This window comes from Providencia vermicola, assembly GCF_010748935.1.
Lineage (GTDB): Bacteria > Pseudomonadota > Gammaproteobacteria > Enterobacterales > Enterobacteriaceae > Providencia > Providencia zhejiangensis.
Genome location: NZ_CP048796.1, coordinates 2,274,500 through 2,295,767, shown reverse-complemented (window position 1 = coordinate 2,295,767; position 21,268 = coordinate 2,274,500). Strand labels below are relative to the sequence as shown.

Below are 21,268 nucleotides of genomic sequence, written 5' to 3'. Positions count from 1 at the left end.
ATCGTCTGTTAATCATATGATTAATTTTCAGTCATAATAAATGATCATTATTTCCATCTGTCTTGAACCCAGTTACAGACCTCTTCCCATTCTTGACTTAAAAGGTAGTTATCAGTTTCTGTTAATATTAAGTTTATACTGTGCCAATCATCTAATTGAATATCTTTACTCAATGTGGGGTTAACTCTTTTAAAATTATCTTTTAATAATTGGGAACCTTGTTTGGTAACAATTTCAGAAGAGGTGTCTAAGATCAATTGTAAAATTGAAAATGGCGCTATATTTTTTTGTCCTTTATGGATATGAGGTAGCAACCAAAAATTTGCCCCTACGTTGAGAGGATTACTCATTTCTATTAATGGTATTCCTGTGGCTTTATATCCGGTTCCTATTGATAGTACACAAAGCTCACTCAGGCTAGAGACTAACTGTTGTGAGATGATTTCACTGATGGCGATCGTGGTTGGATTATTCGCGAAAACGCCACCATCCACACAATAACCTAAATTATTTTCATCTATACGATAGGGTGGAAAATAAGTTGGTGCTGCTGCCGTGGCTAATGCAGCATCAATCATTTTGATATTTTTATAAATATTATCAACGCAATTAGATAAAATTACCGGTTCCCAGCCTTGTTTAGTCGTATTTAGTAACTGCGCAGTGTTAACGATAATGATTTTTTTTGATTCAGAGAGCTTTTTTTCACCAAAAAAGCGATTGAAAATTTTCTTCATTCCAACATGAGTATATTTACTGTGGAATAGACTTAGAATATTTTCAGGTATTAAACCCTCAGCAGAGAATTTATTATTCGGCATAAATATAATGGATGCATTATCAGTATAGCTCTCTATGATCTTAGAGATAGGGATCTCATTAGCAAGAGCAATAGCTAATATACCTCCAGTCGATGTGCCAATAAATGCATTGGTTTTATTGAGGATGTGGTATTTTTCATCTAGCTTTTTAATAATGACAGCAGAGATTAAGCCTCTAATGCCTCCACCATCAAAACTTATCATATTAAATGACATTTTTGACCTTTCTGCGTTATTTAAAAAAAACTCTGATATTAAATTTTGTTTGATATCAGAGTTGAAGAAAAAATAAGTAAATTAATCAGTTATTATTGATTCCCTATAGTTTTTTATGGCTTTTTTATATTCATTAGATGCTAATTTAATACCATTGTAGTATGCTTTATAATTAACTCTAATGACTCCATTTATTTTATCACACAGTTCCTTACATTGTTGTATTACTGCCACTATATCTAAGATAGCTAAAAAAATATCAACCATGTTAAGTGTGATAGTGATAACTGTTGCAAATCTACCTATTGCATCCATGACTTCAAATGAACAGGGACTCACTTCCTCTGCGGGAATGCCGACTTCTTCTGACTGTTTTTTAATTGTGTTCATTGAAATTTTTAACTTATAAATCATGATAGAAAAACTTAAAGGAAGGATAATATTAAAAGCATATATCGCATCAGGTGGTATATTAATATTTTTAATAATATCTATACATCTTTTAACATCATCATCTGTTTTTTTGCTAAAGTTCAATTCATCTAACGCATTGTATACCTTATTAATTTCATCGCTATGGAAGAGTAGTCGCGCAGATTCTGCATATAACCGAAAGATTCTTGCATCTAATTTTTTTTCTTTTCTTTCTATCGCACCCATAAATTGAAATAAGTGACTTCTACAAATTCTTGCATCTAATCCAGCAGGTGCTTTTGCTGCGATTAATGTATTATTCTTTTTATAGTGAGTGATATAGTCATGAACATTACTGCCAATTTCATGCGAAATATTATTATCTGCATTTTTTAATCGTTCATTGAGTTCTTTCGCATGCTTTGAAATAACACCTTCTAAAATGACTCTAGATGCCTCAAGGTTTGCAAATACAGCCATACTTAAGCCTAATGACCAGATAGAAGCGATAGCAGCAGCGTCAGCAGTTATTCTAATACCATCATCAGCAGTGGTTTCAAGCTTCATATTACTCGCTAGATGATAAATATAATCGAATTCCTTATCTACGATATGGTCAGAATCAAAGTCACCTAGCATTAAGAATAGGTTATGTTCATTGATTAATATATCTATATTCTCTTCACTTTCTGTTTCCCATGTGGATAGGTAATTCAAGTAAGTAATAAGATCGGTGCTGGCTCTTTTTTTTTTGATATTTTTCATAAAACGCTCCTGATATATAAGCAATAGTATCTAGTTAATGTTATTAAAATAATTCATAGTTAACTTTGGCTAATTTTAATTAATGGCAATCCCTCTTTTATGAGTGCGTTAATACACGTCAAATGGTTTTATGATTTATCTAATATCATACAAACGTTTAATTTAGTAAGGTGGTGTATTTAAAGGTTGATGTTTTTAATACGCTGTAGCGCAACAATCAAATGATAGATTTTTTACGGGTTTCTTAGAGAGTAAGGCAACCTAAAAAATAACAAATCAAACAATAAAAACATGGTAACTTTAATAAATCACATATTAGGTCAAAGAAATAAAAATAACAATATTAAATATCGTTCATTTATAGATTTGACATCCTTTTCAATTAGGAAGGTGCCTTGTTGTATTGTGTTGAATTCTTCTAGAACATCGATGTTAAGGGGGTTGCCGTATGCTTAATAAACTTTATTATTTATGTTGTGAAAATAAAATCAAAAGTTTGAAATACACTAGCAATATAAACATGTAAAATGAAAAATAAATTCAATAATAATTAAACAATCAAATGATTCTATTCAGGCGTTTAAATTCTTGCCAATTATACAACATAATAGAGTAATTTAATCTTGAGTAAGAAATAGGTGATTAATTAAAAAATCACCTTTAAGTATTCTTAAAAGTCAATATGCTTTGTCCTTTTCATTATACTGACCATTTCATCTTGGTATATTAAGTTTTGAGTTATGGACCAGCCCATCTTTTGATATAACTTCTGTTGATCTGGGGTGTATAGATATAAATCTTGGTCTGTTTTTTTCCAATAATCATCGGTGACATTTTGGATAAGCGCTGACGCAATTCCTTGCCCTCGATATGTGGGATGAGTGTAGATTTCACCGATCCACCATTGTGCGTCATCAATAAAGTCTATTTCTTTATCGATGATACTTGCCGTAGCAACTAAATGATTGTTTTGCCAAACACACCAAACCTCATTTAAATTTGTCGCTAATATACGAGCTTGTAATCGGTTAGTGATCGTTTCTGGGGTTGCCCATGGTGTGAATGCACGCCATTCTTGGTGTAACAATTCTGCCAAGACAGGGAGATGTAATTGAATATCGTTCTTATTTAATTGGCGAATGACTCTATGCATGACTTCCTCGTTAATATGGTCTTTACGCATGTATTTATAGCTCATCACGGAAATGGGCTATTGCTTAGTTACATTTTATTTTTTAGTGAAGTAAATAATTTTTCATAAATTGACCGCACAGTATCATTTTTCTTCTGGTTATAATCCATCATTGTATTAATCCCTTTTTTGGCTTGCATTTTACTGGCCGCGTAAGTTTTAACGTCATCAGGATGGGTGATCAGCCAATCACGGAATAATCGATGACGAAGATGTTCAGGGCAGTGGGGGGCAAAAACATGTAGGTTGACTTGCGGGTTATCTAAGTAAAGCATTCGGTGTTCATACCAAGAGGGTTCACGAATGGTATGCACATATCCCAAAGCAGTTAGCTGTGGAATATAACGGCTTTCATCGGTTGGATCTGCCACGATTAAATCAATATCAATGATTGGCTTAGCGGACAAGCCAGGCACTGCGGTTGAACCAACATGTTCAATATGCAGTGCGGTATCCCCCAATATCGCCATAATACGTTTTTTTTCTTGTATAAAGCATTCTGCCCATCTGGGATCATAATCGCTAACATCAATTTTCAATGCTCGTGGTTTTTCGAGTACCCATGGATTTTCATTTGGGTCGCCATCTTCAAAGGTCATCACCGCGGCAATTTCTTCTGGAGATAATGCATCTAAGGTTTTACTAAATGGATTCATTTTTCAACTCATCATTAATCGTATATGGGGCAAGTTAATGTCGCTAAATTAGTATCGGGAGATTTGATAATTTTCATGGTCATGTCATACCAACCATATATATTCCTACTCCGACGAGTAGTGAGTGATGCTTCATCTTTAAATCCTGACGAAGGGGGGGATTCTCTGGTTTTTATATTATATTCAGAAACATACCGCAATAAATTTTTTAGGTAGGGTCAATATTGATTGCTGTGTCATGTGCACAAGGATCTAGCTGCTTATCCCTGAGCTACGGAGTGACGTTATCAACGTATAGATAGGAAAGATAGACGGTATTTAGTTTAGGAATATATTCAAATAACTTACAAATTAGAAAAATTTTGATAAATGGAAAAACACCTGCTTTAGGTAAGATTGAGCGATAACGCATACAAGCAGAGATTTGTTTAGCTAGAAAAAGGTATTTATAAAAAGGGTGACTAACATGACAGATACTACATATCTGATTTGACGAATATGTTCATTGGCATTATATTACTCGAAGATAGAAAAGGAGTGAGTATGGAACCCTTACAGTTATTTAAAATACTGGCAGATCAAACTAGGTTAGACATTATCTTGTTACTAAAAGCCTCTGGTGAATTGTGTGTTTGTGATATCTATACTGCTTTGAATTTATCTCAGCCGAAAACATCTCGTCATCTGGCTATGTTAAGAGAATCTGGCTTATTACGGGATTCAAAGCATGGCAAATGGGTTCACTACCGCTTATCACCCGCATTATTGCCATGGATAAAAGATATCATTGACCTAACATATCTAGCAGAAAAACATCGAATATCAGAATTAGTTAATGCGCTAGAAAATAAAAATTCTGCTAGTCACTGTTCTTCATAAAAAATTTTTATCTTAACATATATGATAAATCGTATATGAAGGCGTGATCATGATAAATCATATTTGGGCCATTGGTCTCTCAACACTTTATTGTGATTCGAACTAAAAAGGCGAGTTAGCCTTTAGAAATTGAGGTTGTTATGTTTATTGCAGTATTCATTTTTGTTCTGACGATCACGTTGGTTATTTGGCAGCCTAAGGGGCTTAGCATCGGATGGAGTGCAACAATAGGGGCAATATTGGCACTCACTTTTGGTGTGATTAATTTTCAAGATATTCCGATTGTTTGGAATATTGTTTGGAACGCAACGGCCACTTTTATTGCCATCATTATGATTAGTTTGATTTTAGATGAAAGCGGTTTCTTTGAATGGGCTGCATTACATGTTGCTAAATGGGGGAATGGAAAAGGGCGGTTACTATTCAGTTATATCGTTTTGCTTGGTGCAATGGTGGCCGCTTTATTTGCCAATGATGGAGCAGCTTTAATTTTAACCCCCATCGTTATCGCTATGCTATTGGCGTTGGGGTTCAATAAAGGAACAACGTTAGCTTTTGTCATGGCGGCGGGGTTTATTGCAGATACAGCTAGCTTACCACTGATTGTCTCTAATTTAGTTAATATTGTTTCTGCCGATTTTTTCAATATTGGATTTTCTGAATATGCATCCATTATGGTTTTCGTCGACATTGCATCGATCATTGCAACATTAGTGATATTACACTGGTTTTATCGCAAAGATATTCCACAGCAGTATGATGTAACAAAGCTCAGTAAACCAACCTTAGCGATTAAAGATCTAAAAACATTCAAGGCAGGTTGCTTTGTATTGGTACTGTTATTGATAGGTTTTTTTGTATTAGAACCTTTAGGTCTTCCAATAAGTGCTATTGCTGCGATAGGGGCGTTAATTCTCTGGGTTATTGCTTCTAAAGGTCGCGTGATCAATACCCGACAAGTATTACAGGGTGCGCCATGGCAGATAGTGATTTTCTCACTGGGTATGTATTTGGTTGTCTATGGTTTAAAAAATGCAGGATTAACCACTTATCTTTCAAACATATTAAGCTATCTTGCTGATGGCGGTTTATGGAGCGCAACAATAGGCACTGGATTTATCACTGCTTTCTTATCATCAATTATGAATAATATGCCAACTGTATTGATCGGTGCGTTGTCAATTGAGGGCAGCAGTGCTACTGGGCTGATCAAGGAAGCGATGGTATATGCGAATATTATTGGTGCTGATTTGGGGCCTAAAATTACGCCGATTGGAAGTTTGGCGACTTTACTTTGGCTACATGTATTATCGCAAAAAAATATGACTATTACATGGGGATATTATTTTAAAGTCGGTATTATTATGACCATTCCTGTGCTGACAGTAACATTGATTGCTTTAGCACTCAGACTATCTATTTAAGTGAATGTGGCATTGTGTTGAACGCCGCCAAAAAACGCAATGTTATCCTATCTGATGAACGTTGGCTTTGTTGGAATAATTTATTGATGTGCTGACACTCAAAATCATGTCTATACCGCTATTCCTGAAGCCAATCTTTGACGGTAAATAATTTATTTAGGGTAGGTACTGTCACATAAATCAATAAATTCATATGTAAATAAATTTATTTACGTTAATGAAAATTTTTTATAGTTAAGTAATTATTCATAGGATAGGTTAACAATGCATAGAAATTTACCTATACTGAACTTGTTACATAAATATCGATACATAAGGAGAACATATGAAAAAAGTTACATTGTTTGCTGTTATTCTAAGCTCTCTTGTCGCCTTTACTGTAACAGGCTGCTCTTCAAACCAAGCAATAAAAACCACGGATGGACGTACTATTATCACCGATGGTAAACCTCAGGTTGATAATGATACTGGATTGGTTTCTTATAAAGATGCTCAAACAGGAAAAAATGAGCAAATTAACCGCAATGAGATCACCAATATGAGTGAACTTGAAAATTAATGACTAAACTAAAATATTTAGTAGTGACATTATCATAATGCCGATGCGGCTATATTCCTTTCAAGAAATAAAATGTTTTCTTGAAAGGAATTTTTCGATGTGATTTGGTTATAAAAAAGCAAATTAATGATCAATTAATGTTCATCAAGCAGATGTGAAACTGAGTTTAACCGCCTTAACCAAGTCGTCAGTATTATTATCAATAAGTATCTGCTGTATTCATCTTATTATCAATACATATCATCCTGAAGATGAAAACACTATCTTCAATCATGCAAGTTTAGTTTCTTACGATAATCACTCCATAAACAATATTGTGAATAAACTCAAATAATATGATATTAATGCCTTAAATCAGTATTAACTACTAATTGCTAACACCTTATCTTACTGTAAATGCTTTCGATACATTAAATTGTTACAAAATGGAATAATAACACTACTTCACTATGTTGGGTTTTAAATTTAAGGATACGAATTGAGTATTTACACATCTTTTTATACTTATAGTATATATTCTTACATTTGGCAGTAAAAAATTTTAGTTAAATTAAAAAAATATTTAAGTAATAGGCTATTATATTTATATGTTAGTAACTACATGTAAACATATATTTCAATAAAACAATAATAATTGTTAAGAAAAATCTGTTTTTAATTCAATATTCAACCTTAATTAGGGGGTTGATGAGTTTCAATTTTTAATATGTATTATGTGTTGTTTTTTTGTTTGATGTTAATTTTTTATTTCAAATCAATTTAAAGATTATTATTTGAAATGTAAAAATATCTTTTTATTCATAGAGTTATTATTTTCTGGCAATGATGTGCATAATATGAGTAAGTTAAATAAGTGTTAAATCGCAGCTAAGAACAACAGGGTGTTTTACTTTCATTTTTAATGAAGAATATTTAATCATTGACTTATTAAAAATAAAAGCCAATTACATTTGCTTACTCACTGCATGAATACCCCCTCTAGAAAAAAATTTTTTTTGGATTAGAATCTCCGTCAATCCCGTCAATTGAGTAATATGCAATTTACAGACTGCGAATAAAATTAATTTTGGTATTCAAGACTCAGGTGCGGCTGAAGGTACTTTATTAGCTTCTGTTCAACGTCCTATGACGATAAATTGTAGCCAATTTAAAGATCAAGTTGATGCCTATATCGGAATTTCAGCTAATGTTAAACCAGAGTTCTATTCTGGTAATGCTATTGATGTCAATTTAAATAGCGGAAGTCGTAGAGCTGCTGCATATGTAAAATTATTTGTGCACCACAACGGTTCTAAATTACCGATACGTTTAGATCAGAGTATGGTCGATCTTGGGCATATTAACGCAAATGAAAACAATATCAATATGACAAAAATGCTTGAATATGAACTTTATTCAAAAGGGACAGGAATAACCGGTGTAGCACGTGGTTCCGTGGAGCTTTCCGTCATTATGCGTTAAGTTTATCGTAAGATTGATTTTAAACTAGGCATTTTAAAATTAGCGATAGCTCACCAATAATCATGACAGTAGATTTAATACTGTGATTGACTCTCAAAAAGGGACTGAAGATAGAGATAAAACCCTGATGGTAGTTTTTCATAATTTAACCATACGGACTATCGCCTAAAAGATAATGTTGCATTGTGGTTAAGCGGATATCAATACAGTCGTTTTTTATCTTATATAAATCGAACACTTGGCAAATGAGATTCAATTTATTTTAAAAGATTATTGGGAATGTAAAGATACGATAACAACTTTAGGAGTTAGTTATAGTGGTTTCTATAACATGCCAGTAATTTTTAGGTAAAATGATGAAAAAGATTTTATTAGCAATGGTTTTGACAAGTATAACGTTACCAACATTCGCTGCGGACGTTAAGGTATTCAATGGGCGAGGTTTAGTCGGGGTATTTGGTTATTATTCGACAACTAACACTCATATTACATACGCTAATGTTGGTGATGTTTATCCGTATGTTTCGTTAACCAATTTTTTTAATGGTGTATTCAATCAATGCAATGATTCTACTTTGATGGAAATTGATGGTGTATTTGGGATACCAATTAGTAATGATTTAATGCTAGTGCCTGAATTTACTTTTACAAATAGACGAACAAGAGATACGTATCCTTACCAACGGATAGACACAGTAACAGGACATTTCAATGGTTGGGGGTCTGGTACTAATCAATTTCCACATTCTCGAAGCTGTATTTTTGAACCTTACCAATCAACACCTGTAATTACTCTACGACATAATGTAACAGTGACGGGGCGTTTGTTAGTTTACGGAACAGGGAATCAAAAAAGTGGAAGATACTATTTAAGGGATAATATAGGGACTTCTATTAAAGATTGGCGTACTCAGTATGAAGGCGTATGGTCGGTGCTAGTGCCAAAATCAGATCCAATAAATATCACGGTTTCTGGACTAACTTGTAATTTACAGACTGCGAATAAAATTAATTTTGGTATTCAAGACTCAGGTGCGGCTGAAGGTACTTTGTTAGCTTCTGTTCAACGTCCTATGACGATAAATTGTAGCCAATTTAAAGATCAAGTTGACGCCTATATCGGAATTTCAGCTAACGTTAAACCAGAGTTTTATTCTGGTAATGCTTTTGATGTTAATTTAAACAACGCAAGTCGTAGAGCTGCTGCATATGTGAAATTATTTGTACACCATAACGGTTCTAAATTACCGATACGTTTAGATCAGACGATGGTCGAGCTTGGGCGTATTAACGCAAATGAAAACAATATCAATATGACGAAAACGCTTGAATATGAGTTATATTCAAAGGGGGCAGGGATAACCGGCGTAGCACGTGGTTCCGTGGAACTTTCCGTTATTATGCGTTAAGCGGTATCACTACAGGCAGTGAAGGATTACGCAAGCGAATATGTGGAACAAATCATACTGGCTGTAGTGGACGTAAATAACAATGTCGCGGGTGAAGTGTGGCTCACGTTCGTTAGGCTTCACACTCCATTATGATAACTAGCTCGATAAATTTTATTTTTACTTAACGTTGATGGTATTAATTATAAAGTTGTTGTGAGTAATAGTAAAAGTATTCCAAGTGTCTCTACGAGCAATGGCCAAACTAATTACAATCATGCCGAGCAGAAATTGTTTAGTGATATAAATGATAATTACAAAGGTAAAAACGCCGAAATTGCGATTGCGGTAGAGAATACATCCCAAAAGGTGCCCGGTATGTGTGATGGTTGCCAGCAAACTAGCTTGGAGTTTGCAAAACAAAACGAACGTTTTAATATAACTATTTACCAAGGCACAACAGGAATTAGAAAAGAATGAGCACATCATTAATCGCATATTTACACGCTGTATATCCCGAGTTAGAAATAGATATAAGTAAAATCAAAGGATATACAGGAGATGAAATACAGAAAATTGAGCGCCTCTACGATATTAAAGTAGTTGGCCAACTTCGTGATTTTTTGAGCTGTATGGGCCGATGCAGCGGTGGCTTTTTTGGTGATGACCTGCTTATGTTTTACAGGGAAATCAAAAGTGTTCGCTCTCATGTACTTTCTCAATTAACACTTCGAGATAATTTATGTTCATTGCAGCTCTGGGAATTAGTTAATAAAAAACCATTCTTAGTATCATTTGAGAATCAAACTCAATATTATTTTTTGTTAACTGAATCTGATGCCCCAGACTTGGTTTATCATTATGATGAGAATGAAGACACGGTCGAAGCAACTCATTGGACTTTTTATGAACATATCAAAAACCTTGTAGATACCGATACTCGAATGCACAAAAAAAACATGACACCAGATTATTGCGGAGAACTAATTATTATTTAGGTAAGTTAGAAATAGTTGGTTGGTTTGATTAGCATATAAATATGGGTAGCTAATAATTTAGCTACCCAACCATGAACAGTCTACGCCAGCCTATACCTTCAAAAAATAAAGTATCGGTTTTGGGATGCTAATAATCATTGCAACGGTCGTAGCGCTCGTGCCTTTTCGCTAAACCAAATTTCCACGATCTTTGCAAGCCCAATTTTATCCTACAAGAATCAGAGATGATCGGTCAGGTTAATTCGCTGCTTTTTTAATCCCCCCCTAAAGTCATAAATCCCACTGCCAATTGCACATTTGCCGCCAATAACGGGTAAAACGCAATTTTCTTTCATTTCTGTTTTCAAAAAGAGCGGTTGTGTGTTATCCCCCAAATAATAAGTGCAAATACGCTAACTAATGCACCTAAAATACAAACACCATTCCAACCTGCATAAGCATACATGGCCGTTGAGCTGATAGCGCCCAAACCACTACCTATTGCATAAAACATCATATATAAGCTGATCATTCTGCTGTTTGCTTCCGGTTTAGTACGATACACGTTCAATATTAGTGGATAAAGAGACGGGTGCAGAAATTGGATTAATGTTACCAGTCAGCAAAGATGGAAAGGTTTTAGATGCCAAAGCCACATTTGTGAAGAAAGTGGTAGAGTGATAGATATTTCGACTATTCGATTGATGCCATAATTTTTCTATAAATCTACATGTTCAAGTTAAGTTATATGAATATGAGGCTGAAAAGGAATTTTTGCATTTTTTCTGTGATTTATTGGGGATTAGAGGGGGGTTTTAAGGATGAACATACCTTTACTGATTTTTATATTACAGTGATTAACGGGGTAATAATACAAGTCTGTGATGGCGCGGATATTGATAAGCTTAATCAAGTGATTCTCAATGAGATCAAAGCATGGCCAATTTTTGGTGTTGATGTTAACTAGCAATAATCAGGAAATAAAATTAATACTATGATTGAACCTAAAATTCGCCTACTCGGAATAGCTGATGTACAAGATTTTCGTAACATTCGCTTGTCAGCGTTGAAGAAATCGCCAGAGATGTTCGGCTCCACTTATGATTGTGAGGAAAAGCAGCCACTTCAATCATTTGTAAAACGGTTGGATAGTTTTACGGCATTCGGTGCATACATAGACGGAAAGATTGTCGGTTTGTGTGTTTTTAAACAAGAGGATGGCGTTAAAGATGCTCACAAAGCTTATTTATCGAGTGTTTTTGTTGAGCCTGAATTTCGAGGGTTAGGTATAGCTGAAAACTATTACAGTCAGTGAAAAATTATGCGATTAAGCATGTTGAACAAATCATGCTGAGCGTAGTAGATGGAAATGTCGCCGCTATCAAGCTCTATGAAAAACAGGGTTTCAAAATCTACGGTGTGGAACCTCGTGCACTGAAAGAGGGCACGGAATATCGGGATGAAATTCTGATGGCGTTAATTCTTCGCTAAACCGTTCAATATCATCCTGAGTTTATTGAATAAGGGTAAAAGCACCGGCGCAATCCTTAAGTGCAATAATTTCCGGAACAGTTGTAACGGATAGTCTTGATGATGAAATAGAAGAGCTTACGAAATGGGCAATTCGTTAAATAATGAAGAACGTCTTTATGTGACGTTGTCACTTATTTTTGTTGATAACGCTATAGACTACGATTATATAGCTTACATGGTTAAAAATTATGATATTAAATACATTGAAGATGTGTTGTTTAATTATGTGGCTCCAGCTTGCTACTTCAATGTTATATCGCCAGTTCCGCCTGTTTGTTATTTTTTTGATGAAGAGCAATTATTTTTGCATGATTCAAAAGATACATTTTGAATTGAAACTATGCTTTTAGTACTTTTTTATTACCCAAGTGATGATAGAAACCATCCAATTCAGAAATGCAATTTGCAATATCGTCGTTAGATTCCCCGAAAGAAAATTCGAATCTTTTACTGAATTTATTTTCCCAACACTTAAAGAAATACTTCAGCGTGAACAATTCCTTTTCTTGGTGCGGAAACGTAGAAGTGAAAGCTTTCTTATTGAGTATATTGCAACAAACAAGGATGGAAGAGTTGGTTTGCTCATCGATTTAGGTCAGTATTTGTTTCTTATCCATGCTGTACTACGTATCTCATTAAAATGCACAGATTGGCGAGAAGTGAAGTGATTAAATTTTTAACACGTATCTGAATCAACAGGGGTTAGAAGCGCTAATTCATTGAAAGGGATTCATCTTATGAAGCTATTGGTCATTATATTCTATTTAACATAATATGCATTATGCGAACCCAAAAGTGAAATGAAGAAATCCAGTGTTCTGGCTGGTTAATCGTGTTGGTTCGTTTAGGCACTAAATAGATGTTATTTTCATCATCTGCTATCATTATGTACAATCTTAGGTCTCCGTGGTAAGTTCAAATGAACCCGATATAATTAGTTATTTTACGGAAAGTCCGTAATTGTCTTGAGACTACCCCCGTAGTACACAGGACGGGGAGTTTTAGAGTTAAAACTTTTAGTGAGGTTAAAATGAATAAGCATAACAGATCTATTACCCTACACTGTCCTGTCTGTAGCAATACTGAATTTGAAATATATGGAGAGCAAGATGCTACTAAATGCTTTGATTGTGGCTATGAATTAACGAAAGATGAATTAATTCGGGAAAATGATGAAAACATTCAAGCCAATGTTAACGAAATGAAAGAAGATATTATTAAAGACATAAAAAAAATGTTTAAGAAATCGTTCAAATAATAAATAGAGGTTAAAAATGGATGCGAGTGCTTGGATTGCTTTATTTGCTTTAATTGTTTCCATTTATACTGTGATTTCATCCGAGATAAGAAATAGGCGAAATAAAAAAGAAAATAAAATTCTAGAAGAAAGACAAAATGAACTCACAAGGCTTTTATTAGAAAAAGAAACTGAAAGTTTTATTGAAAATAAGAAAGCTGACTTAGGCGCTAGAGTTTTAAAAATAGGAAAAGGCACAAGAGTAAAAGTATTTAACAAAGGAAAATCAACAGCTTACAATGTAATGTTGAAAATTGATGATAGTGAGCATAATCCATTATTAACTTCTGATTTAAAAGACAAATTTCCTTATGAAATGCTTCATCCTCACGAAGACATCGAGCTGTTAGCTAGCACATATTTAGGTATGAAATCTAAATATAAAATAGAATTATCATGGTCTGATGATAGTAATAAATATAACGTAAAAGATATTTATATCAATTTTTGATGTGTAATATGAAAAATAATTTAGTTACTGAAAATGGTGTCATAACTAGTAAAATGGTTGATACTGGACGCTTAAATAAATAAAAATTAGGAGCCTAAAATGGGGCTTAATACAGGAGTTATGCTGATATTTGGGCTTATCATTGTATGTGCCTATTTTGGAATTGGAAAGTAATAAGATAGGCTCGCACAATGCACTCTATATGTAAAGATGAACCTTCCCGATTGCGGTAAACCCCAAAACCATTCTACCGCAATCGCTCAGGACCCTTTTGTAACATAGCGTTATACATTAAGTGAACTAAATAATATTTACGGTTTAGTATGTTTAATTACGTACCGAGAAGCGAATAAAAAATAATTTCCTGAAGAAATGGTTATGAGTGTAAAACGCTCAGAACTAGGACTATTACGGTTGAGTATTATCCCCCTTCCCTTTACCACATATGATCGGTTATCTGAGTTGGTTTCTTAATACCTGACATCTAATGTATAAATGACATGAACTAGCCTGAGCTTTACCCTTGAAGAAATATCTACCGGTGTGCATTAACCCTTTTAATAATAGTCACAACCAATTCTGTATACGTATGCTGTTATTGATGTAGCCATAAAATCTCTTTCTACCCTTAGCGTCTCTGCGAATCCACAAACCAGCCAAGTAAGAACATACACTTTGTTGTCAAGACGTTTTACGTTCATTTTTGAGGTTCTTTATATCGAAAAATGAATTTTACTAGGCGTACATAGCTTATCAGTCTAAGAACATAATACTATTCTGTGGATTCTTCTTTATTCGTAAGGACAATTAATATCTTTTAAGTTTGCGTAATTTTACTTACTCATCTATAACTTTATTTAATCGAAATCAATTTGAGGATGACATGGTGAATTAATTATTTGAAATTTAAGTATTGAAATTGGAATTGTTTCAGCTAATACAATTAAAAATTAAATCAAAGGTATCATTTTAATACAATATAGGAAATTAACTCATGTTTAAATACTCTATTCTTGCTATTCTATTAGGGTTAAATATCTCCGTTGTGCATGCTAATTATATTGACGAATATAGTAGTGAAAGATCTGAAAATTGGAATTGCTGGGGACGTTTATATTATACATTCGAAAATAGAAACAACGATAATAAGAAAGTCTCTTTAAGTATTAATACAGACATATGCGATAGAAAGGAAATTAGACCATTATTTGTTGATGTTTATTTGCATAATATCAAATTTAGCGGGGCAAGTTATAATAAAACCTCAATTGATATTATTGTTGATATAGAACATAAGTTAACTGGTCAAACTGAAGTTATGCGAATAACTGAGGATGTTGGCAAGGTTAGTGAGTATATGAAGCGGTTTGAGTATCCTGCTGCAAAGTCTGGGGAATATGAAATAACTATCAAACAAATTTGGTTGATGTTTAGAAATAATGGCCGTACTGTTGGTTCATTCCAAATAAGAGGTGATAATGTTCGTACTGGGAATGGCTATATAAAGCCTAACTACACCAACGATGCAGTAATGGCGTTAATTAATGAGGCTAAAAAAGAAACTTTGCAAACTGGCAAACCAAGTCATATCGTTTTTGGTGGAAACTACGAAATCCCAATGAGCACAGGCTCTGGAAAATATACCCTTGCGAATAAAGGGAATCTATTAATTATACCGAGGGTGAGAAATAATGAGAAATATATTATTCCTCATTTGCTGGGTGATACTCACAAAGGGGAAGCAGCTCGATGCGAAGGCACTGCTTCCGCCCGCACGTCAGACGGTACGCTTGAGTATGCTGAGCTATATAATCCAGACGAGGCTTGGTTAAAGCTTGAAAAGCCATTAGTAGCGCTGAATGCAAATTACTTTGATGTGAGGCCTCAATTAAATGGAGCGACTTGGAAAAGCAATAAATGCTCAACGCCTTTGGGGATTTATTTTGATAATATTTCTAACGGGCCAACACAAGGTACTCACAACGAACCCAATAAGTATTTTGCGGGGCCTAGCTATTTCATTGATGAAGATGGCAGCAAAGCGCCGCTTGATGCCCTGTTTTGGAAAATGGATTTAAATTCAAGCATTGAAGTATATTACAGCAACGGTGTATCTGATCCAGCGATCGAACAACATGCTATAGAGTTAGACAATAGTGGTTATAAATTCCTTGCTATTGCAGGAACAGGATTACCTCTTAGTGTTGTTTCACCAAAACCTACACCTGATTCGGGTTCGTCAGAAACTACCCGCATAGGCATTGCCGCGGACGATAATAATAGTGTGATTTATGTGTTTCAAGGCGGAAGTTACCGTAATGGGATAAGTAGAACGGATCTTAAAAATCTGTATTATGGTTTAGGTGTTTCAAGTTCAATGGAACTCGATGGAGGTGGGTCTGCCGCCATTGCGATAGACAGTAATGCTTTTGTCGTTAAGGGAGATGCAAGGCCTTCCTCATCATGCGACACGTCGGGGGTCTGGTGTTCATTAATATCTCAGCCCGACGGTAAACATAGACCAGTACCTTCATGGTTAGGGCTATCTATCAATAAATAGTGATAAAAGAAGAGCTGAGTTTACTGCTCTTCTTTTTGAGCAAGGTAACATTGGTTAGTTATTTTTAATCAAAAGGATGGCATCCGAGACTAACCTTTCTTCTTCATCAGAAAAGGGACCTGTAGGCTTGCCGTCTACAATCATCACTGATGACCCGCCACCATCAAGGTTCATCGCAGTGATAGCGCCTAGCGCCTTCATTAAACGCCCCATTTCTGTAATGGTTGCCCCTTCTGAATTAGTTGGATTTCTTCCATAAACAACCGCGATGAAAAGAACATTGTCTTTAGTGATACCAATAGCTGTCCGAGGGTGCCGGCGAAGTACCCAGCCTTCATAAAACCCCTCTCTATTTTCGGAATCATTTGCGAGTGACAATCCATCATCGTCTTGACTTTGGTTAAGCTCCTTTATTTTAGGGTAAGGATCCCAGCCCTGAGTAGCTCTGATTTCAATAGGAATATTTCCATTCACAAGAAGAGAAGGCCCCGCACTTATCATTGTTATTCCAGGCTTGAGTGTGAATTCTTTATTATCAATAAACACTTTGTGAACTAGCTTCACGGGTATATCTTTCTTCAATTCCAACTTTTTATTACCAGTCACCTGAATGTAAGTTTTATCACTCTCTATTTTTGTATTTACTTTATCTGAATAACTTATAATATCGCCACGTTTATTTATTATTATTTCTGTCGCCGTTACATTTGGGGTGTGGTTTCCATACATGCGGTTATAAGCAATAACTTCGTTATCATTGTGACACACAAAATCATGAACAGGTTTTTCTGTTGGCTTGCTTTCATAACCGCCACAATTTAATAATTTTCCCGGAACTCTATTTAACCCGTTTATTTGGTAACTCAGGTCACCTTGCGTTATAAATGATTTTGTTACCACTGACGTTCCAAAAAATACATTTGTTTTATTACCACTGTTGTCAAAAATAATGACGGGTCTATTATTTGTAGCCTCGCGTATCAACTCTCCATTACTTACATATATACCTGCTGGAGCGCCGTAATCACCGACTGAATTATCAAAGGCAAAAAAACCACCATTTACGCCTGCGATTGCTTTTTTTCTGTCAATCATTGATGTAACGGATTCTGCTCCCTGTATTGTATCTTTAGCTAGGGCGCTAACAATCTTCCCATCAAATTTATTTAAATCAATCTTTAATACGCTAATATCGAATGGCCCACTTGTATGCAAACCTTCCTGTGCGCTATACCGCACATTAAATTCAAGGCCTTTGGCTTGTAATTTATCCGCCTTGTCTTTAGCTTCATTTTGGTTATTAAAACCCTTAATTCTAATTATGGGGCCAATGAAATTGCCTAGTGGCGCTGTTTCAGGGGCGAAATTGACTTCAAAGGGAATATTTAAATTTTTAAGTTCGTCTATATATTTTTGTTTTGTCTGAGAATTTATTACACCAGTGGAAAGAATATACCCATCCTTCCCTACTGTTCCTCTTTTTATTTCATACAGAGTGGCTCCTTCACTCAAATCTTTTTTAATTACGGACTGGTTCAATTTTGGCTCTCCGATATTTAGATCAGGAACAATCCAATCAGAGGCATAGCTTAATAAGGGGGCCGCCGTAAGTAATGCCAGTAATATTATTCTTCGCATTAGAATTTCCTCAGGTGTCAAAGTACCGAGGATACATAATTCGTGATGAACAATATGTAACATGCATCATAATTTAACTATTTGGTGGAATATATAGATAAAATTGGAAAGGTAAGTTAAAACAGCTAAATATTGTCCAGTTTGACCTTGAGTTACAAAGTTATTTCTCTCTCTATAAAATATAATAACACTTTTGAATTCGCATGCTGTGGTTTGATGTAAGCGTAAGGCCCTTCTCTGTCGTTAATATCACGGAATAACTTCATCTCCCTCAATGTCAAGTTTGGATTGAGGCATTCTATTCATAACTATTCATCTGTTTGATTTGTTTATCAAATCATTCTCACATTTTCTAGAATGGTGACGAAGAGAAAATGCGAAACAATTGTGATCCACAAAGAGCATTTGCTTCCTTAGAGTTAAACGACTTAGCAGACCTATGCGAGGCTTCAGTTTGGAGCAAGTTTATTTTAGCGCTGGACTTTATGTTTTTAAAATAAAAACGGAAATGTTATTTTGGATAGATTGTAATGTCGTATGAGCAATCAAACGAAAAGTTTATTTACTGGTTTATATAAATGCATAAGGCTTAATAATTTAGCCTTACGCAATCAAGCTATTTTTGAAGATTTTTATTATTAGCGATAATGCTGCTAATTAAAGACTCTCCTGGGAAGTCAGCGATTATTATTCCAACCGTTCGATTAACGCCCAGCCTGTTGTATTGATTAATTTTATCTCTTGTCAAAATATTTGTACCTTCAAACGCGATTGTACAAATCCCAATAAAACAAGAAACCCTAGGAAAATCAGGATAGCTATACTTCCAGCCCGGGGTCGTTAGCCCTGTAGATAACCTTGGGGCTGAAGTACCAGGAGATGAGTGACCGCTTGCTACAAAGTAAGGAAATGAACCTCCAGAACCACTCAGATAGTTAATATATGTAGTACGAGAACTACCGCTTATTGCTGTCGCTAACTGTTCTTTAACATGTTCCCACTTCGTGTATAAGTCCCAATTGGTTTTAAGATGATATTCATCTTGTATATTAGCCTGCCAATAGGAGACGCCATAGTCCCAAAACTCCCTTCCATCACTTAATATGGCAAACTTCCCCCTCACTTCAGCCAATCTTGTGTTTAAAGACGTTAACTTCACATATTTATCCTTATGCAAGGAAATGTAATATTCTAGGGTTTCACTCATAGAGCGAGTGTTGTTATTATTTGGCTTCATTTCTTCTTTCAATCTAAATATAACGGTTTCGGATGGATTCTTTTCCAGAAACCTATCAACGGAGTTAAGAAAATCGCCAAACATGACGTCTAGGAAAACAGTCCCATGATGCAAAGCAAACCTGTCGCTCGTATGTCTAACACGTATATCAAACATCCGAATTCCATATTCAAGTTGTTGATCAAAATTAAGAGTTTGAGTTGCGACGCTATCAACAAAACCTTTGTAAGCTGCGCTATCATGTGTACCTGGTATCGCTATCTCAGAAAGTAACACATCATCCCTAATCGAGCTCATCCACTTTGATTTACTAGTGAATCCGTCACTAGCCTTTCTGAAGTACGCAGAATCCCAATGAGCATGACTTGTGGTGCAAAAAGACATTATTAGAATATAGAAAAATATCTTTAACATGTTTTGTGCCCTTGATTTGGAGAGAAGAACATTTTGAATAAAGTGAAAAATCACGCGTTAGTTATGAGTGCAGCCATCTAAATGATAGCATTTTAGTGAAATAATGGAGTAACCTGGCAAGGAAGATTTTTTTATAAGAACTAATAAAAACAGATAGATAGCCGTTATTATTGCACCAGTAATAATATTGGTAATTAATAATTTGAAAGGCAGTTTTATTGAATTTATTACAAGATTTTGGCCGATCCGCTGGCATTTCCAAGATACCGTTAGGATTATCACTCATGGTTTGAATCACATTGACCCGATTTTATTCTTTATCCGACATAGCCACCAATATTTTAATGCCCTTTATTTCAGCAAAAGATTGACTTCTTTATGCGGCAAAATGACGTTTTTATTAACTTACACAGCTTCAGAGCAGCAAATTGTGAAGATTGTAGCTGCCAAGTTTGGGGCCTCACAGCGTCATCCCTCTACTCTTTATTGTGTAATAACAATAAGTTTTTTGTAGATCATTACTGCAAGCGCGTTAGAATAACTGAACACTAAGCAATAATAAGAGACAGGGGTAAGCATGATCATTTTAGTTACAGGAGCATCATCAGGTTTTGGCGAAGCAATTGCTCGTCGTTTCATTCAGCATGGAGCAACCGTTATTGGTACCGGTCGACGAACTGAACGTTTAGTCGCATTACAAAAAGAGTTAGGCGATAAATTTCACCCTATTACGCTTGATATTCGTGATAGAGAAGCTATTCAATCAGCAATTGCAGGCTTGCCAGCATCACTAAAAAACATTGATGTATTAGTTAATAACGCGGGCTTAGCGTTGGGTATCGAACCCGCCTTCAATGCTAATCCAGAAGATTGGGCCACCATGATTGATACTAATACTAAAGGGTTGGTTAACATGACTTATGAAGTACTGCAAACGATGGTGGCCAATAATCATGGACATATTATTAACATTGGCTCAACCGCTGCAAATTGGCCGTATAAAGGTGGTAACGTTTATGGTGCAACCAAAGCTTTTGTTAGGCAGTTTTCACTAGGTTTGCGTGCAGATCTTCAAGGTAAAAAAGTACGTGTCACTGACATTGAACCTGGCTTGGTTGGCGGAACTGAGTTTTCTAATGTTCGACTCAATGGCGATGATGCTAAAGCTGCTAATATATATAAAGGCGCCGATGCACTTACCCCTGAAGATATCGCTGAAACAGTTTATTGGGTCTCTACCTTGCCTGCTCGCATGAATGTGAATACACTTGAATTAATGCCTGTGTGCCAAACATTTGCAGGTTTAACCGTTCATAAAGAAGAGTGATTTTTCGTACTTTTCTAAAGGGATTCGCCTCATATTTGTGGTTAAATAGCGAAATGGAA

21 protein-coding genes and 1 pseudogene are annotated in these 21,268 nt (G+C 35.1%); 15 read left to right on the top strand and 7 right to left on the bottom strand.

Going from position 1 to position 21,268, the window contains the following annotated elements; translation table 11 throughout:
* Positions 1-47 precede the first annotated feature (47 nt).
* From G3341_RS10290 to G3341_RS10275, 4 genes are all read right to left on the bottom strand, one after another.
* On the bottom strand, positions 48-1,037 hold the full coding sequence (locus tag G3341_RS10290) for a patatin-like phospholipase family protein (RefSeq protein ID WP_163861660.1): 990 nt from the start codon (positions 1,035-1,037) through the stop codon (positions 48-50).
* A gap of 81 nt (positions 1,038-1,118) precedes the next feature.
* Complete coding sequence (locus G3341_RS10285; protein WP_154635614.1) at positions 1,119-2,216, bottom strand: hypothetical protein; 1,098 nt, start codon at positions 2,214-2,216, stop codon at positions 1,119-1,121.
* 670 nt (positions 2,217-2,886) lie between these two features.
* Entirely contained in the window at positions 2,887-3,399 is a 513-nt protein-coding gene (locus tag G3341_RS10280) for a GNAT family N-acetyltransferase (protein ID WP_163861657.1), read from the bottom strand.
* Between the two features lie 38 nt (positions 3,400-3,437).
* Positions 3,438-4,064 carry a GrpB family protein gene (locus G3341_RS10275; RefSeq protein ID WP_163861654.1) on the bottom strand — a complete coding sequence of 209 codons (627 nt, stop codon included), beginning with the start codon at positions 4,062-4,064 and terminating at the stop codon, positions 3,438-3,440.
* A 543-nt stretch (positions 4,065-4,607) separates the two neighbouring features.
* Between G3341_RS10275 and G3341_RS10270 the strand changes: the two genes are divergently transcribed.
* The 7 genes from G3341_RS10270 (at position 4,608) to G3341_RS10240 (ending at position 10,773) form a co-directional block, all read left to right on the top strand.
* On the top strand, positions 4,608-4,943 hold the full coding sequence (locus G3341_RS10270; protein WP_163861651.1) for a metalloregulator ArsR/SmtB family transcription factor: 336 nt from the start codon (positions 4,608-4,610) through the stop codon (positions 4,941-4,943).
* Positions 4,944-5,083: 140 nt separating this feature from the next.
* Positions 5,084-6,367 carry an arsenic transporter gene (locus tag G3341_RS10265; protein WP_154623239.1) on the top strand — a complete coding sequence of 428 codons (1,284 nt, stop codon included), beginning with the start codon at positions 5,084-5,086 and terminating at the stop codon, positions 6,365-6,367.
* A gap of 325 nt (positions 6,368-6,692) precedes the next feature.
* Complete coding sequence (locus G3341_RS10260) at positions 6,693-6,926, top strand: YgdI/YgdR family lipoprotein (RefSeq protein ID WP_154623238.1); 234 nt, start codon at positions 6,693-6,695, stop codon at positions 6,924-6,926.
* Between the two features lie 1,125 nt (positions 6,927-8,051).
* Positions 8,052-8,387 carry a hypothetical protein gene (locus tag G3341_RS10255; protein ID WP_244316422.1) on the top strand — a complete coding sequence of 112 codons (336 nt, stop codon included), beginning with the start codon at positions 8,052-8,054 and terminating at the stop codon, positions 8,385-8,387.
* Positions 8,388-8,743: 356 nt separating this feature from the next.
* On the top strand, positions 8,744-9,796 hold the full coding sequence (locus tag G3341_RS10250) for a hypothetical protein (protein WP_163861637.1): 1,053 nt from the start codon (positions 8,744-8,746) through the stop codon (positions 9,794-9,796).
* Between the two features lie 195 nt (positions 9,797-9,991).
* Positions 9,992-10,255 carry a hypothetical protein gene (locus G3341_RS10245; RefSeq protein WP_163861634.1) on the top strand — a complete coding sequence of 88 codons (264 nt, stop codon included), beginning with the start codon at positions 9,992-9,994 and terminating at the stop codon, positions 10,253-10,255.
* Positions 10,252-10,773 (top strand): hypothetical protein, encoded by a 522-nt coding sequence (locus tag G3341_RS10240; protein ID WP_163861631.1) that lies wholly within the window; start codon positions 10,252-10,254, stop codon positions 10,771-10,773. Before G3341_RS10245 ends, G3341_RS10240 begins: the two co-directional genes overlap by 4 nt.
* Positions 10,774-11,116: 343 nt before the next feature.
* Here G3341_RS10240 and G3341_RS10235 read toward each other — a convergent pair whose 3' ends face one another.
* Entirely contained in the window at positions 11,117-11,284 is a 168-nt protein-coding gene (locus G3341_RS10235) for a hypothetical protein (protein WP_163861627.1), read from the bottom strand.
* Between the two features lie 216 nt (positions 11,285-11,500).
* Between G3341_RS10235 and G3341_RS10230 the strand changes: the two genes are divergently transcribed.
* The 7 genes and pseudogenes from G3341_RS10230 to G3341_RS10205 all read left to right on the top strand — a co-directional run bounded on the left by G3341_RS10230 (position 11,501) and on the right by G3341_RS10205 (position 16,593).
* On the top strand, positions 11,501-11,719 hold the full coding sequence (locus tag G3341_RS10230) for a hypothetical protein (RefSeq protein WP_163861624.1): 219 nt from the start codon (positions 11,501-11,503) through the stop codon (positions 11,717-11,719).
* A 27-nt stretch (positions 11,720-11,746) separates the two neighbouring features.
* Positions 11,747-12,099, top strand: a pseudogene (locus G3341_RS20720) (GNAT family N-acetyltransferase); the annotation flags it as partial.
* A complete protein-coding gene (locus tag G3341_RS20715) occupies positions 12,100-12,243 on the top strand; it encodes a GNAT family N-acetyltransferase (protein ID WP_244316420.1) in 144 nt (47 codons plus the stop codon). It abuts the pseudogene before it with no gap.
* Positions 12,244-12,367: 124 nt separating this feature from the next.
* Complete coding sequence (locus tag G3341_RS10220) at positions 12,368-12,616, top strand: DUF7079 family protein (protein ID WP_163861621.1); 249 nt, start codon at positions 12,368-12,370, stop codon at positions 12,614-12,616.
* 699 nt (positions 12,617-13,315) lie between these two features.
* Complete coding sequence (locus tag G3341_RS10215; protein WP_163861618.1) at positions 13,316-13,543, top strand: ECs_2282 family putative zinc-binding protein; 228 nt, start codon at positions 13,316-13,318, stop codon at positions 13,541-13,543.
* 16 nt (positions 13,544-13,559) lie between these two features.
* The gene (locus G3341_RS10210; protein WP_163861616.1) at positions 13,560-14,033 is read left to right on the top strand and encodes a hypothetical protein; all 474 of its coding nucleotides are present in this window, start codon (positions 13,560-13,562) and stop codon (positions 14,031-14,033) included.
* Between the two features lie 994 nt (positions 14,034-15,027).
* On the top strand, positions 15,028-16,593 hold the full coding sequence (locus G3341_RS10205; protein WP_163861613.1) for a phosphodiester glycosidase family protein: 1,566 nt from the start codon (positions 15,028-15,030) through the stop codon (positions 16,591-16,593).
* Positions 16,594-16,647: 54 nt separating this feature from the next.
* Here the strand turns inward: G3341_RS10205 and G3341_RS10200 are convergent, their stop codons facing one another.
* Together G3341_RS10200 and G3341_RS10195 are read right to left on the bottom strand one after the other, a co-directional pair.
* Entirely contained in the window at positions 16,648-18,231 is a 1,584-nt protein-coding gene (locus G3341_RS10200; protein WP_163861609.1) for a phosphodiester glycosidase family protein, read from the bottom strand.
* A gap of 616 nt (positions 18,232-18,847) precedes the next feature.
* Positions 18,848-19,882: a phosphatidylinositol-specific phospholipase C gene (locus G3341_RS10195; protein WP_163861606.1), complete on the bottom strand. Its 1,035-nt coding sequence runs from the start codon at positions 19,880-19,882 to the stop codon at positions 18,848-18,850.
* A 577-nt stretch (positions 19,883-20,459) separates the two neighbouring features.
* On the opposite strand from G3341_RS10195, the gene ydfG reads away from it, so the two are divergent.
* Complete coding sequence (gene ydfG, locus G3341_RS10190; RefSeq protein ID WP_154635672.1) at positions 20,460-21,209, top strand: bifunctional NADP-dependent 3-hydroxy acid dehydrogenase/3-hydroxypropionate dehydrogenase YdfG; 750 nt, start codon at positions 20,460-20,462, stop codon at positions 21,207-21,209.
* Positions 21,210-21,268 lie beyond the last annotated feature (59 nt).